This window comes from Enterococcus sp. AZ109 (assembly GCF_051714625.1).
Lineage (GTDB): Bacteria > Bacillota > Bacilli > Lactobacillales > Enterococcaceae > Enterococcus_A.
In genome coordinates this window covers 1,850,619-1,864,348 of the sequence record NZ_JBIOSF010000001.1, presented here as the reverse complement: position 1 = coordinate 1,864,348, position 13,730 = coordinate 1,850,619, and the positions used below count along the sequence as shown (strand labels likewise).

Annotated in this window: 15 protein-coding genes and 1 pseudogene; 12 read left to right on the top strand and 4 right to left on the bottom strand. The window is 40.2% G+C overall.

What is annotated here, in order from left to right:
* The first annotated feature begins 152 nt into the window (after nt 1–152).
* Complete coding sequence (locus IGI42_RS08835; protein WP_438715477.1) at nt 153–614, top strand: hypothetical protein; 462 nt, start codon at nt 153–155, stop codon at nt 612–614.
* 1 nt (nt 615) lies between these two features.
* Nucleotides 616–900 carry a hypothetical protein gene (locus IGI42_RS08830; protein WP_438715476.1) on the top strand — a complete coding sequence of 95 codons (285 nt, stop codon included), beginning with the start codon at nt 616–618 and terminating at the stop codon, nt 898–900.
* 25 nt (nt 901–925) lie between these two features.
* Here IGI42_RS08830 and IGI42_RS08825 read toward each other — a convergent pair whose 3' ends face one another.
* Complete coding sequence (locus IGI42_RS08825; RefSeq protein ID WP_438715475.1) at nt 926–1,522, bottom strand: TetR/AcrR family transcriptional regulator; 597 nt, start codon at nt 1,520–1,522, stop codon at nt 926–928.
* A gap of 274 nt (nt 1,523–1,796) precedes the next feature.
* Here IGI42_RS08825 and IGI42_RS08820 point away from each other — a divergent pair, with 274 nt between their 5' ends.
* Nucleotides 1,797–2,453: a TetR/AcrR family transcriptional regulator gene (locus IGI42_RS08820; protein ID WP_438715474.1), complete on the top strand. Its 657-nt coding sequence runs from the start codon at nt 1,797–1,799 to the stop codon at nt 2,451–2,453.
* 211 nt (nt 2,454–2,664) lie between these two features.
* A complete protein-coding gene (locus IGI42_RS08815; protein ID WP_438715473.1) occupies nt 2,665–3,558 on the top strand; it encodes a hypothetical protein in 894 nt (297 codons plus the stop codon).
* 394 nt (nt 3,559–3,952) lie between these two features.
* Here IGI42_RS08815 and IGI42_RS08810 read toward each other — a convergent pair.
* Nucleotides 3,953–4,069: pseudogene (locus IGI42_RS08810) on the bottom strand (DUF3644 domain-containing protein); the annotation flags it as partial.
* 215 nt (nt 4,070–4,284) lie between these two features.
* Here IGI42_RS08810 and IGI42_RS08805 point away from each other — a divergent pair.
* Complete coding sequence (locus tag IGI42_RS08805; RefSeq protein WP_438715472.1) at nt 4,285–5,973, top strand: metallophosphoesterase family protein; 1,689 nt, start codon at nt 4,285–4,287, stop codon at nt 5,971–5,973.
* A 398-nt stretch (nt 5,974–6,371) separates the two neighbouring features.
* Here the strand turns inward: IGI42_RS08805 and IGI42_RS08800 are convergent, their stop codons facing one another.
* The gene (locus IGI42_RS08800) at nt 6,372–7,319 is read right to left on the bottom strand and encodes a hypothetical protein (protein WP_438715471.1); all 948 of its coding nucleotides are present in this window, start codon (nt 7,317–7,319) and stop codon (nt 6,372–6,374) included.
* A 455-nt stretch (nt 7,320–7,774) separates the two neighbouring features.
* Here IGI42_RS08800 and IGI42_RS08795 point away from each other — a divergent pair, with 455 nt between their 5' ends.
* Entirely contained in the window at nt 7,775–8,272 is a 498-nt protein-coding gene (locus IGI42_RS08795; protein WP_438715470.1) for a macro domain-containing protein, read from the top strand.
* A 246-nt stretch (nt 8,273–8,518) separates the two neighbouring features.
* Here the strand turns inward: IGI42_RS08795 and IGI42_RS08790 are convergent, their stop codons facing one another.
* The gene (locus tag IGI42_RS08790) at nt 8,519–9,292 is read right to left on the bottom strand and encodes an EFR1 family ferrodoxin (protein WP_438715469.1); all 774 of its coding nucleotides are present in this window, start codon (nt 9,290–9,292) and stop codon (nt 8,519–8,521) included.
* A 151-nt stretch (nt 9,293–9,443) separates the two neighbouring features.
* On the opposite strand from IGI42_RS08790, the gene IGI42_RS08785 reads away from it, so the two are divergent.
* The 6 genes from IGI42_RS08785 to IGI42_RS08760 all read left to right on the top strand — a co-directional run bounded on the left by IGI42_RS08785 (nt 9,444) and on the right by IGI42_RS08760 (nt 13,722).
* Entirely contained in the window at nt 9,444–9,989 is a 546-nt protein-coding gene (locus tag IGI42_RS08785) for a TetR/AcrR family transcriptional regulator (RefSeq protein ID WP_438715468.1), read from the top strand.
* Nucleotides 9,990–10,156: 167 nt separating this feature from the next.
* Nucleotides 10,157–10,747: a TetR/AcrR family transcriptional regulator gene (locus tag IGI42_RS08780; RefSeq protein ID WP_438715467.1), complete on the top strand. Its 591-nt coding sequence runs from the start codon at nt 10,157–10,159 to the stop codon at nt 10,745–10,747.
* 21 nt (nt 10,748–10,768) lie between these two features.
* Nucleotides 10,769–11,167: an FMN-binding protein gene (locus tag IGI42_RS08775; protein WP_438715465.1), complete on the top strand. Its 399-nt coding sequence runs from the start codon at nt 10,769–10,771 to the stop codon at nt 11,165–11,167.
* A gap of 1 nt (nt 11,168) precedes the next feature.
* The gene (locus IGI42_RS08770; RefSeq protein WP_438715464.1) at nt 11,169–11,504 is read left to right on the top strand and encodes a hypothetical protein; all 336 of its coding nucleotides are present in this window, start codon (nt 11,169–11,171) and stop codon (nt 11,502–11,504) included.
* A gap of 281 nt (nt 11,505–11,785) precedes the next feature.
* A complete protein-coding gene (locus tag IGI42_RS08765; protein WP_438715463.1) occupies nt 11,786–12,229 on the top strand; it encodes a PTS fructose transporter subunit IIA in 444 nt (147 codons plus the stop codon).
* A gap of 11 nt (nt 12,230–12,240) precedes the next feature.
* Entirely contained in the window at nt 12,241–13,722 is a 1,482-nt protein-coding gene (locus IGI42_RS08760) for a fructose-specific PTS transporter subunit EIIC (RefSeq protein WP_438715462.1), read from the top strand.
* The last annotated feature ends 8 nt before the right edge of the window (nt 13,723–13,730 follow it).

Here is a 13,730-nt window from a genome sequence, read left to right as displayed (position 1 = left end):
AATTGGTGCATTTGATTATAAAAGTGGTCAAACTGATAGCGTAGCGACTTTGTTTGTGGATGAGCCAGAAGGAGATAAAAGAGCTGGAACCTATTTAACGAGGCTAACTTTTACTTCAGAATATAAATCAAAGCTATTAGGAGAAGATTAATATGAAACGTAAAGCAATCAATAAATTCAGCATTTTACTAGCCAGCTTTATTCCTTTATCAACGAGTACGGTTGCGCTAGCAGATACAACAGAATTAACTGCAAACTTTGAAAGTACCTATGTTCTAACGATTCCTTCAAATCAGACAATCACTGAAAAAAATGTAAATATCGGAGATTTGTATGTAACTGGTGATATTGCACCTGATCAATTAGTACAAGTCACTGCAGAAACCAAGCAATTTGAACGTGTTGGTAGTAACGATGTGCTGCCTTTCGTACTCAAACATAACCAGTCTTCAACTCTATTAGAAGATTTCCAATTTGAAGAGGCGGATATGTTATCTGGTTCAGAAACAAAATTGGATCTTTGGACAGATATCAACGAAACCGATTGGTCAAATGCAAAAGCGGGTGAATATAAAGGAAGCATCGTGTTTACCGCTGAACTAACAGAGCACTAATATGAAGAAACTGTTCAAGGGAACAACCATGCTGTTTTTAGGAATGTTCATCAGTCTAACTGTAAACACTCCTGTCCTCGCAGATACGAACCAGACAGAGCTGACCTTAATTATTGAAAAAGAAGAACTGCCAAAACAAATTGAAGTAAATAAAAATGTCGTACTGCCGAAGTTAAGTGAGCATTCTAATGGTAATTTTTTACAAATAGGTGTCGCAGTTTGTTTACTAGCTTGTATTGGATTTACTTTTCAACGGATACTCAAGTATAAAGAGGATCAGTGTTGAAGTTCGGCTATTAGTTTCGAGGTATTCAAGCGCGATATGCCCGATGGTAAATATTATATAGACTAGGGCTTAGAACGTTCAAAATAATGTCTGTAATTTCTTGAGGTGACTGCTTAAAATCTTTGCGAAACCACGTTCCAAGGAGCAGGGCAGTTCCTCGAGTTAAAAAGTCCAAGTATTGCTTGAATGTTTTAGGATCATAGTTTATTTGAAATTTTGGTGGCAGCCATAACTTGAAATACTGATAAAATTTGTCGTAAGTGATTTTGAGTATATCGATATCACTTGTAGATAACATAAGTGTCTGAATCAGTTTTTTTTCATTGTATAAAAATGAAACTATTTCAAAAGCATGGGGTGCTAAACCATTTTTTATCTCAGTACTATCAGAAAAATCAATTTGGTTTAATGCTTTTATGTTGGAATAAAGAATGCCGTCTAAATCAGACCCAAAGTCATTTACAAGTTGCTCTAAGACTGCTTCCTTATCAGGAAAATGTTTATAGAAGGTCACTCGACTTACACCAGCGGCTGCAGCTATTTCGTAAACTCTTATTTCATCCATGCACTGCTTAGCTAATAACGTAGTCAAAGCCTCTTTAATCTTGTCTTTCGAATCCATATGAATCTTCCCCCACTCTGATTTTAGCATAACAAAATGAAAACAAACGAACAAGTTTTCTTGTCAATGAACTTCAATGAAAAGGGGCATCAAAAAACAAAATTACTTCCTGAGATAGCGAGTATTTCTCTGGTGAAATTTGAATTGGACATCTTGAAAACTCCGTTAGATTGGTCGTCATCGACTTTATTCTAAGGGGATTCAAGAGGTCTTTTTTTAGATCGCACCAGATATCGTCGTCACGTCAATAGTATCTTGAATGAAAAGAGGAAAAATGCGTAATCATAGTATAAACCAAACGATTGAAACTTCTTTTATTGAACTAATACAAGAGCAATCCTATGAGCAAATAACCGTTTCGGCTATTGTTAAAAATGCGTTCATTAGCAGAACGACTTTTTATAATTATTTTAAGAATAAAGAGGATATCTTATCCGGCATTTCTGCGAACTTTTTGTCTGAATTTGATCACTTACAGAAAGAAAACATTGATTTTTTAAATCAGATTGATATGACCAACAAAGATGCGATTAAGAACATTCTATATCCTAACACCTTAAAAATTGTCGAATACTTCTACAGTAATAAAAAAATTATTACTACGCTACTGAGTCCCAACCTTCCAATTGATTTTATGAAAAGAATGCAAAAAGTCTACTATGAACATTTTATTCAAGCACTACCGGAACTTTATTATCAAAAAATCGACAAAGAAATACTGGAATACTATTCACTGTTTTTAACAAATGGTGTGGCTTCCATTGTAGAGAATTGGTTCCAACATGACTTTGAGGAAACACCTAAAAAAGTCTCAGAAAAAATTTTAAATCTGTTAGCAGTGAATCTGCAAAATATATATATAGAAATCTGCAAAATCGATTTGTGGCATTCGACCGGGCTTACAAGTGAAAACAGTAACAAGTACCTATAGGGTATGATTCGCTAAAGCTAACTTATGGCATGAATTTAGTTACAAAAAATAAAATGAGAACCATGTAAGAGGGCTAACTGCTATTATCGTCCGATGAAACTATAAGGTTATGCCTTGGCAATAGCACGTAAAACAATTAAACTTTATGTGTAAGCTAAATTTTTGTTGGTAGTTGTCTAAAAAATTATTATGAAAGATGGAGGGGTTAAAAATGAAGAAAAAAGCAGGTATTATTGGACTTTTTATGAGCGTCCTTTTATTAGGCGCGTGTCAAAAACCGAATCCTGATACAACAGAAAAATCCACGATGCAGACTAGCAGCGTAGAAACTTCTAGCAGTACAACAGTAAATAGTACAACTAGTAGTTTGGAAAAGCAAAGTAATGAGGTGCAAGATTCTTCTGTAAATGAAATAGACACGATAAGTATTGCACGGGAACAATTAATCGGGAAGAATTTTTTCCTAGTACCTTCCTTGTATGATGGAATCGATGCAAATCAAGCAATGGAAGAAAACATAGCCCCACAAAGTTTGATCCATGACGGTTCGGCTGGGATCAGCTTTATTGATGATTCCAATGTGCATATTGAACTAGCAGGCACGTATAGACCAGACTACGATGCCCCATATACATTAACTGATAATCTGTTAATTATTGAACATCGAAATATTCCGTATTCCATAACTGATGGAGTTATTTCTTTCGATTCTTGGACAACCGATATCGAAGGCCATACAATTACTTGGTCTTTTGGTCCTTATAATGAATCGTCTGCAAGTCAAGGTTCAGCAACGTCCAACACAACTGTAGACACCAAAAATCTGACTTCCGAGCAACTGAAAGCATGGGTAAGTGCCGTTCTAGATCAGCAGTTTCGTATGGGAAGAAGCTCGTTTCCGTATAAGTTATCAGTGGAGAACCGAGATGGATACACCTATGTTCGTGTACAGCATAGTGAACTACAAGTAGACACGATTACCATGTTCCGAGTGAACGGTGCCGGCCAATTAGAAGAATCGGATCACTCTAACGGCTTCCCTGTAACTTATAAAGTCATGTCTTCGAACTTTATGGATACTTCGGAAGTGACGGTGTTGTATTGATGGATCATAACTTTTTTTAAGTCTTCACTAAACTTAGATCTATCTTGACGTCCAATTAGCTAAAAAATCCTTTTTTACCCAGTTTGGTGTATAGCAAACACTAGTGGCTGATGATAAAAAGGATTTTTCTGGATTTTAATTAGTTTTTAAATTGTATGGATTTTAAAGGCGCATAGTTTTTTATAATTGCTATTTGCAATTCAAGCAAAAGCTAGTATTTGTGACTATGAGAAAGCTCGAAGATTAGACTATAGAATTATTAGAAATTAAGCAAACTACTACTCACAGCGTATATTTTCCGTTATAATATTAGTAAGATAGATGACTTGAGAAGGATAAACACTGGGTCCCATAATGGGGTAGGCTTCGGCTGAGCATTCCTATGTGCCTGGGGTCATCTTTTTTTTAAGCTTTCAACAAAATTCTCTGGATTATTTTCAATTTCTGTGACTATAAAATCGATAAGCTGCTGTGAATAAGTGTAATGCTCTTGATTTCCAATAGTATGTTTGTAAGTGTATTCTAGGGCATATCTTTAATTAGTCGTTCGACTCACTGAGGAGATGCCTTCTATCTATTACACCTGCGAATACTATTGCAAATTCATTTTCCCCTCTTATGCTTTTTGCTATTCTAATCCCCCCTTAACCAAATTATCCACTCCACCTTTGGCTTTTTACGGTATAATCTTCCATAAAGATAGAAGTGAGGAGGTGGCAACTGAACATGGAGAAGGACCAACATGCTTTAGCAATTAAGAAGCAAAGTCCTCTTTTGCCAGTGGGAACGGCAAGTGCCTTGCCACCACAGCTGGCTGCTCGGATCGAACTTTATCCGGAGAATAGGCGGAGACCGGTTAATAAGACGTTGTTTCAAAATGAGTATTTCCAACTGACTTATAATACGCGGGGGCATTCGCTGGATATCTCTTCTCGAGGGGATATTGTTTATTCGGCGATTCCGTATGATACGGCGCGGAATTATGTTCAGCGGGCAGCGATTCAGTATTTGCTGCACCCTAAAGAGGCGCGAGAATATATTGAATCCCATAAAGCTACTTTGGAGAAGTATTTAGGGCTGAGTATTCTCCAAGTGACGAACCAGAAGGTGGACAAGGATTCGATTGAAGTGAGGCAGGCATATCAGGCGATTTTTCAGAATCCGTTGTTTGAGATTCAAATCTTGGGTCGGCTGTTGCAGCATGATGAAACAGGGCCGCTTTCAGCGAACTTGGCGGGGAAATTTTTGTTTAGCGAGAATGTGAAGACGGGGATTGCAGAATATTTGGCGGAGTATTTGAACTTTGTTATTCAGTTGACGCAATTTTTCCCAGTGATGACCGATGGTAGAGGAATTCAACTGTTGGAAACTGAGCAGTCGGCACAACTATTGCTTGATAATGGGTTGAGTTTTGAATCGGATATTAAACCGGCGTTGGACTTGTTGCCGCAAGAAGTGAATCAACGGATTGCCGGCTCTCTAGTGGCTAGTGACCAGCTGATGCCGTTAAGAAGTAAGCCGTTGTTGCGTTCTGAGTATGGCAAGGAATTGGCTGAGGTTCGGAAAAATTATGTGGCACACAGTGTGCATCCAGATGAATTGGGGCAATACTTTGAAAATGTTCATTCGACAGAAAATGCTAACTTGGTTAATGTTGTTTCAGATATTCATGCACGGGAGGGTGAATTGCCGATTACCAATACGAACTTCAATATTTTAGCTGGGGATGTTTCTGATTCGCGGGTAACTAATCAGGAAATTCGGGGAATTTATGTGATCGGTGGTCACGAACTAATCGATGTGTTGCCGGATAGCTCCGATCAAGAGGAAGCACAGTGGGATAAATGGCAGGCATTTTTCAAGTATGAGTGGTTCAAGGAGCTTCGAGAAAATCCGGCTGAATCGTGGTACTTACTGCCAGTAGGCAATCATCCATTTTATGAAGTGGTGACGGCTGAGTTAGCGACACGTTTCCCTAAAATGAACGTGTTGAATAACCGTAGTCTAGTTCAGGAGGGTATTCGTTATATTGGGCTGACGATTCCGGTAGCACTGGTGCAGCGCAAAAAGGAGCAACAGCGATTTATTCTTGAGACGTTGCAGGAATTGTTAGGAGAAGATCAGGATATTCCAACGGTGATTGTTTCCCATGCGCCCTTGTTTAATGAGCTGAGTATGCTTTCGCCAGACAGCGAGGCTTATAATAAAGACTATAATTGTTCGGAGCCGGAAATTGAAAAGCTGTTTGAGGAATACAATATTCTGGGTGCGATTCATGGGCACCACCATATTCCGGCATCTTCTAGACGCTTCAAAAAGACGACATTTGCTGGAAAACAGCTGTTTGTCGTGTGTTCGATTTATTCGCGGATTAATACCGGATTGGATTTGATGAGTGTAATAAATCCCGATTAAGGCAGTGAAAAAGCTTGCGTCACCTAAATTAGAGCGGATCTCCCAGAGCATAGGTATCTGGGAGATTTTCTATTTTTAAGTAAGATTGGCGTAAAGGGACCAACGTTTTTTCTGACTGCAGGGTACACTAATTAGCAGGTATTTTTACAAGAAAAGATACTTGGACAGCGAATAGTGGCACCTTCATTGTACAAGTCAAACACTCTTTAGTTACAAAGCCACGACAAAAAAGCATTAAGATCAAGTCACAGGTTCCCAAATCCACAAGGCACTAAACCAACTCAAAGCCAGCATTCGTTCTTTCCCATAGCAAATGCGCAACGTTACATTCCATGGTATATTGATCCTCTGTAAATAGCAGTAAACGCCCTTCGATGACTTTAGACACAAGTCTCCCGTCATTTCCGCTTTTTATGACGTTTTTTCTTATGGACTTTCTTCCACAGCTTGTCTTGTTTTCGCCTTTCCAGTACCTGTTCTTTGTCTTGCGACGGCCAGTATTCTTTTTTCTTCGGTCGCGTGCCTTTCGAAGTACCTCCGGGGTCCTTTAAGCCTGTTGGTTCTTTTTTACTGGTAGCTGAATTCGAAAGGGTCGTGTCTACGAATTCTTGGTTGACGGCAATTTCAGGAGCTTTCTTTTCCTGGGAGTTAGCCGCACTCTTTTTAACCGCTTCCATTGGTTGCGGTTTTTTCTCTTTTTCCACCCAACGAATGGCTGTCTCATTTTCTCGTTCACTATCGTACACAGGTTCAGTCGGTGAGTAAACATAGCGAATTAATTCAGTGAAGCGGCGCACACCATTGTGCTGGAAGATCGTCAACGTGTTTAAAATACATAGAAGGTCATTGGTTATTTGAACAGAATAGCAAGGATCAAGATTTTTGAAGGTATAGCGATGCTTTTTGCCATTTTCATCCTTGAAGGTGGTGACAATGTTTTGAAGTTCTTTAGCATTGCGACTGCCGGAGTGCAGCAGCGTATGAAGATGGTCGGTATTTGAACGAGTTCCCTCGGTGATTGCTAAATATTCTTTTTGGCTAGTAAACAGACGAGTAGTGACGGTTTTCCACTCTTTTTTGGTGAAATATTCTTGGAAATAAACGCACAAATGACGCACGGAAGCCAACGAATCGCTGGTGAAAAACAACTTGCGGATCAAATCCTTGGCTATAAATGAAAAATCTTCAGGACTAAAAGCGTTGCGAACCATCACAGCTACAGCACATTGAATTAGGTAAGCATCGTCCTGTTCTTGTTGCTGGTATTGAGAAAATCGATTTTCTAATCCTTTGCGTCTCATAGTAAAAATCTGAGTGTGAGTAAGTTTGAATTGTTTTTCAGTCATTTGGCTAGGCTCCTTCTCGTTTGTTTTATTCCTCCATCGCTAGCTTACATGTCTATGTTATAAAAACTTGCGAACAAAATCAATAGCTAAAACTAATTATTTGCTTTTCTTTTCGCAGAACATATGAATAATAATGTAAAATTGATGTTTCTTGATCGGTGGGATGAAATGAAAAACACTTATAAAAGTGATTTTTTTTGTTTAATTTATTGAAGGAATAAGAGGGGATAGTCTCGAAAAAAGTACAGCGAGTCATAAAATGTATCGGCTTTGTAAACTTATCGGGTTTTTGGGTAAAATATCAGAAAAAATAATGTTGAAAAGTTAATTTAAGTGAAAATGAGAAATAACATGAAACTTACAAGAAAATAATCAGCAGGTTAACAACACGAACGGAAATCTCGAAACGGCGGCGAGAAAATGGTACGCTAGAAGAAAGGAAGGGAGAGATTTTTATGGTTGAAGTCATTTTAGGCGATATCACGAAACTAGCTTTCCATGTGGATGCAATCGTAAATGCTGCCAATGCCCAGTTGATTCCGGGAGGCGGCGTCGATGGGGCGATTAATCGAGCAGCCGGTCCAGAATTAGGCAAGGCAATGGCTAAATTCGGTGGCACGCCAACTGGTACAGCTGTTATTACACCAGCGTACAACTTAAATGCAGAGTATGTCATTCATACTGTCGGTCCTATCTACCGCGATGGCAAACATGGAGAAGAAGCCCTGCTTTATTCTGCCTATGAATCTGTCTTTGCTCTGGCTCACCAACAAAAGATTCAGTCGTTGGCGACCCCCATCGTCAGTGCCGGCGTCTATCACTATCCGAAAGCTGAAGCGGCGAAGATTCTTTACGAGGTGGCAACAAGGGAAGAGAATCAAGCCATTCAAGTGACAATCGTAGCATTTAACGAGAACTGGTTGCCGATTTTTGCGGAGTTAGAAGGAAAATAGAAGATTTTGTCAAAACATCTGAGAACATTTCAAGTAACCATCCATCAAATCCCAACAACTTATTTTTGACACTAAAAAAAGCACCTTATCCCATTCTGTGCTTAGAATTGGTGAGGTGCTTTACACATTTCAAGTTTTCAAGAAAGAAAATGAAGTGAAAAAACGTAAATCGACGCAGTACCAGTCAGACCAGCAATGATTAGTGCCGGGATTACGTACATAATAGGACAACAAAACCTTTGAAGCTTATAGAGTGTCCGTTACGCTTTTCTTTAAGTAATACCTTTTTTTACCTTGTGTTCTCTTTTTATACTCAACTGCCTGAACCGGACAAACGCCGATACATGCCATACAATGGGTACAAGTATCTCCCCAAGACGGAGTGCCGGTTTCTGCTTCAATATTGTTCAAAGGGCAAATGGCAGCACATTTTCCACATTGAATACACTTAGAAGTAGCATAAAATCCCTTTCCATCAATGATCACTCGATAAAAGAAGCGGTTCACTAGGCTGCTGGTGAATTTCCCGACAATTCCTCCCGTCTTAGAGAAAGGTGGTAGCGTTTCTTCAGCTAAGACCAATCTTGCCAAACGTTGAACTTCTTGTTCTGCGTGAGTTAGTCGTTTTTGAATTTCTACATCTGGCCGGATATTTTTTACTAGCACAATATAATTATCTACCATAATGATCTCTGCAAATCCTGCTAGGTCCCACGCTTTTTTCTGACAAGTTTCTTGGACATAATGGATGGCATTGAGGGTATTAGTATCACAAGTCATAAAGAAATAAACCTTTTGACTACCCAAAAAATTGGTTTGCTCAATGAATTCAATAACGATTTTCGGCGGTTGCCAGGCGTAAGTCGGACAAACAATCACCCAAGGACGGTCAGAAAAAAGTTCCACAGATTCCTGCTCTTTTATTAGCTGATTCATTGATAGTCGTTCGTCCCCAAGTTCCCTTGCCAATAATTCAGCAATATACCGACTATTCCCTGTACCTGAAAAATACAAAATCATACACTCACCCCGATCATTTTGATGAACAGCTGTTGATTAACTATCATGTGTTCATTATACTGAAGACAAAAAAGGAGCGCCATCGTCAATTAAAGGGAAACTGTTAGTTAGTAGACACTTCTTGACGAGTTGTTCAGAAAAAAGGAGAACCATGGTAGACCGACGAACGATAAAAACTAAAAAAGCGATTCACCAAGCATTTATCGAATTGCTGAAAGCAAAGCCCTTGAACAAAATAACCATCTCAGAATTGTCAGAGAAAGCGGATCTAGGACGGGGAACGTTTTATCTGCATTACAAAGATATCTACGATTTGTATGAACAACTGGAGCATGAGCTCTATGACGAGTTAGTGGAGCTGTTCGATCAATTTGCTCCCTATGATACGTCGTTAAGTATGCAATCAGTGACTGAGGCAATCACTGGATATATCGAAGGAAAAAAGGAACTCTTTTTGTTACTCATTCAATCCAATGCAAACGGCAATGTCCTCTACAAAATCAAAGAGATTTTCAAAGAAAAAGTTTTGCAGGATGAGTGCTACCAGCAAATTTCCCCCTATGAACAGATTGAAGCATTATTTATCGTCTCTGGCATGCTCGGCGTGCTGGAAGAGTGGCTAACCTCTGATTTGGAGCTATCGATGGAACAAGTATCCGAGCTGCTTCATCGACTGTTGTTGAAGTTTGACTGTTGAAATGGGTTTTTGATTTCTTTGCTCGAGATAAACAAAAATTAAAACAGCCGCATTGAGTAGCGTCTTTTTGTCTGCTGGAAAAATGTGAATATTTTTTCAACAGGCCTCTAGCCGGTTGCACATTTAGGTTAACAGTGTTAACCTAAATGGTAACGGAGGTGGAACAAATGACCGATTCCAGAAGAACGGATACGAAACAAAAATTGATCGAGACAGCCCTAGACGAAATTCAACAAAAAGGCTACCAGCAGGTTTCCATCAGAGAAATTGCCAAAAAGAATCAGCTAACCGCCGCAGCAGTCTACAAACATTTTGGCGGGAAAGAGGATCTGATGCTGGAAGTGTTGGCTAGGGCATCCCAACAATTTGAAGCCTATCTTACTGAGTATCTGGCTGAACATCAAACCGAGGACAGCTACCAAAAGGTGGTCTTGCTTGGAGAAGCGAATGTTCGTTGGAACGAAGAAGAAGCGTTGCTGGCAGAGTTTTTATTTTTTAGTCCAGTAGCGACCCGCGCGCTGCAACAATACATCGATGATCAAAACAGCCCGTTTATTGGCCTGAGTAAAAACTACAAGATTATCGCTCACTTTGTCGAAGAAAATCAGCTAAGCATGGATCCTAAGCGGATGTTTATCCAGCTCTGGTCATTTATTCAAGGCTACGCCACTTTGGTCAAAAATCATATTTGCCCGTATGAGCGCACCTTTATTGAAGAAACACTGGACGCCTTGATTCGCGGATTGATCAGCAAATAAAAAAATAGGAGAGTTGTTTAGGTGAATAAAAAAAGAAAGATTGTTTTAACATTAGTAGTAGTAGCGCTTGTAATCGGAGGTGCCTATGGCCTTTACTCGCTGCAACGAACCAAGAAATACCGTCAAGCGGTGGAAGACACCCTCATTAATGAGGTAGATCTGTCTCAAGTAGAAGATGGCAGCTATACCGGTTCGCATGATGTCGATCGGATCAATGCGACTGTGCAAGTAGATGTAAAGGACCACAAAATTACTAACATTGAATTAGTTGAACATAAGAATGAACGAGGGGAAGCAGCCGAAAAAATTGTACCCGAAATGGTCGATCAGCAAAAGATCAAGGTAGATGCCGTATCAGGGGCGACCAATTCCAGCAAAGTCATTCAAAAAGCTGTCCAAAATGCGTTAGAGGAAAAATAGTATGTCACTTTCAACTATCCTAGGTTGGCTAGCTGTAGCATGTATGATTCCGGTGATGCTCAAAGGTGTCCCGGCCAAAAACAAAATCCTGCGCTTTTTGCATAACAACCATTACCTGTTTGGGTGGCTGATGCTGATTGTGAGTACCTTTCATCTTTTATTGATGTTCGGCATTATCCTGAAGCATCCTCTCGGGCTGGCCGCCTATATTCTGCTGGTAATCTTAAACAGCCTGCTTTTTGTCAAAAAGAAAACCCGACGCTCAATTAAGATCCATAAAATGCTAGCACTCCTAGTGCTGGGTTTAGTTGTTCTGCATGTTTGGTTAAAGGTGTAAGAAGAAAAAGCTCGTATGTACTAAAAGAATAAGGTAAGTCAACAATTAGACCGCAACTCGACTAACTAAACTTAGTCGAGTTGCGGTCATTTCTTTGCGCTTCGTCATTCCCCACCTATTTTACAGTTCAAACTATTTGTCCACCAGCCTATGACAAAAGCTAGACAACGCTACTTCTTTGTCCATCTCCCGATGACAAAGAAGGTGTTTTTGATTTAAGGGGAACAAGTTAAGATGAGTTCATAAGAAAGAAAACACTAGCTAAACAAAAGGAGCACATCATGGATAAATTAACTGAAAAAGACGCAAATTTTCAATTGAAAGCGAATACGCAAAAGGAAGTGTTGCAGCAACTAGCTGAGTTAGCCTTCGAACGAGGCAAGGTGGCGGATGCCCAAACCTTCTATCAAGAGCTGTGCAAACGGGAAGAAGAAAGTACGACCGGTTTTGGTAACGGCGTAGCAATTCCCCATGCTCGTCATAGTATTGTGAAGGAAGCGGGCGTCTTAGTGGCTCGTACACAAAACGAGATTGAATGGCAGGCAATGGATGATGAGCCGGTGAATGTATTTATTTGTCTGATCGCACCAGATGATCAAAATGATTTCCATTTAAAGACCTTATCAAAAATTTCACGACGGTTGATTCACGACGATTTTATTGACACCTTAAAACATGCTTCACAACCAGAAGTATTGGATGCGATAAACCAAATCATAGTTTAGGAGGAACGAAGATGAAAAAGTACAAGATTGTTGCAATCACGAATTGTCCGGCCGGTATTGCCCATACCTACATGGTAGCCGAAGCCTTTGAAAAACGGGCACGGGAATTAGGGCACGAAATTCATGTAGAAACGCAAGGTGCCAGCGGGGTGGAAGATCAACTAACCGATCAGCAGATTGCCGAAGCGGATTACGTCATTTTGGCGATGGGTAAGTCACTGACTGATACCGATCGGGCACGTTTTAATGGGAAGAAAGTAGTTAACTTAAAGGTAAGCGATGCGTTAAAGGAAGCCAAAACCATTTTCGATCATTTAGAAGAACGTGCGGTGCTTTTCGAAGGGGAAAAACCGAATGTGAAGCTAGGCAAACAGAATACGCCGCAAGGATCGATCATGTCTCATTTGATGGCAGGGATCTCAGCTGCTTTACCGTTTGTAATCGGTGGCGGGGTACTGGTAGCAATGGCAAACGTATTAATGCGTTTTGGCTTACCGTATACCGGATTTGAGGATGGCGGCGCATCATTTGCTTGGATTATGGAACAAGTTGGTTACCTTGGCTTCAAGTTTATGATTCCGATTATGGGTGCTTATATCGCTAACAGTATTGGGGACAAGCCAGCTTTGGCACCGGCATTTATTATCACTTACTTTGCTAATGACAATACTATGCTGGGAACTGAATCCGGCTGCGGCTTTTTCGGAGCGATCTTCTTTGGTTTAACGATTGGTTACTTTGTTAAATGGATTAAGAGCTTCAAGTACCCGCAAGCGGTGAAATCATTAATGAATTTGACGATTATTCCGTTTTTGACGATTTTGATTTTTGGTACCTTGACCTTCTACTTAGTGGGACCGTTTTTAGGTGGTTTGATGAGCGGCATGTTGAACTTCTTGAATGGTGTGCCAGCCGAATTCAAGATTCCACTTGCCTTCTTAATCGGTGCGATGCTGGCCTTTGATATGGGGGGACCGATTAACAAAATTGCTTGGTTCTTCTGCTTCTCATTAGTGGCAGAAAAAGTATATATCTGGTATGCCATTGTTGGGGTAGTCGCTTCAGTACCGCCAGTTGCGGCAGGAATCGCTTCAATGATCTGGCCAACTATGTTTTCAAAAGAAGTACGGGATACAGCCGCTTCAGCGATTGTCGTAGGAGCAACCGTAGCGACTGAGCCAGCAATTCCTTTTGCGATGTCTGACCCAATTCCAATGATTGCGGCCAATACCTTGTCTGGTGGTTTGACTGGTGTGGTAACGATTCTATTGGGCATTGAACGACTAGCACCCGGCATCGGTATATTCGATCCACTGCTTGGTTTGATGACTCCCGGGTGGGCATTCTATCTAGCGTATGCGTTTGGTGTAGGTACCAACATTTTGTTCATTGTTATCTTCAAGAAAATGCGCATGAAGCATACGGCGAAGAAAGTGGCGAACAAACAACCCGCACAGGAAATCATTCAAGGGGAAATTATCAAAGAAAAATAATCAAAGTC

Excerpts from the sequence above, each read along its gene's own strand:
- IGI42_RS08835 (WP_438715477.1), top strand. The coding sequence starts at position 153 with ATGAAACGTAAAGCAATCAATAAATTCAGCATTTTACTAGCCAGCTTT.
- IGI42_RS08830 (WP_438715476.1), top strand. The coding sequence starts at position 616 with ATGAAGAAACTGTTCAAGGGAACAACCATGCTGTTTTTAGGAATGTTC.
- IGI42_RS08825 (WP_438715475.1), bottom strand. The coding sequence starts at position 1,522 with ATGGATTCGAAAGACAAGATTAAAGAGGCTTTGACTACGTTATTAGCT.
- IGI42_RS08820 (WP_438715474.1), top strand. The coding sequence starts at position 1,797 with ATGCGTAATCATAGTATAAACCAAACGATTGAAACTTCTTTTATTGAA.
- IGI42_RS08815 (WP_438715473.1), top strand. The coding sequence starts at position 2,665 with ATGAAGAAAAAAGCAGGTATTATTGGACTTTTTATGAGCGTCCTTTTA.
- IGI42_RS08805 (WP_438715472.1), top strand. The coding sequence starts at position 4,285 with ATGGAGAAGGACCAACATGCTTTAGCAATTAAGAAGCAAAGTCCTCTT.
- IGI42_RS08800 (WP_438715471.1), bottom strand. The coding sequence starts at position 7,319 with ATGACTGAAAAACAATTCAAACTTACTCACACTCAGATTTTTACTATG.
- IGI42_RS08795 (WP_438715470.1), top strand. The coding sequence starts at position 7,775 with ATGGTTGAAGTCATTTTAGGCGATATCACGAAACTAGCTTTCCATGTG.
- IGI42_RS08790 (WP_438715469.1), bottom strand. The coding sequence starts at position 9,292 with ATGATTTTGTATTTTTCAGGTACAGGGAATAGTCGGTATATTGCTGAA.
- IGI42_RS08785 (WP_438715468.1), top strand. The coding sequence starts at position 9,444 with ATGGTAGACCGACGAACGATAAAAACTAAAAAAGCGATTCACCAAGCA.
- IGI42_RS08780 (WP_438715467.1), top strand. The coding sequence starts at position 10,157 with ATGACCGATTCCAGAAGAACGGATACGAAACAAAAATTGATCGAGACA.
- IGI42_RS08770 (WP_438715464.1), top strand. The coding sequence starts at position 11,169 with ATGTCACTTTCAACTATCCTAGGTTGGCTAGCTGTAGCATGTATGATT.
- IGI42_RS08765 (WP_438715463.1), top strand. The coding sequence starts at position 11,786 with ATGGATAAATTAACTGAAAAAGACGCAAATTTTCAATTGAAAGCGAAT.
- IGI42_RS08760 (WP_438715462.1), top strand. The coding sequence starts at position 12,241 with ATGAAAAAGTACAAGATTGTTGCAATCACGAATTGTCCGGCCGGTATT.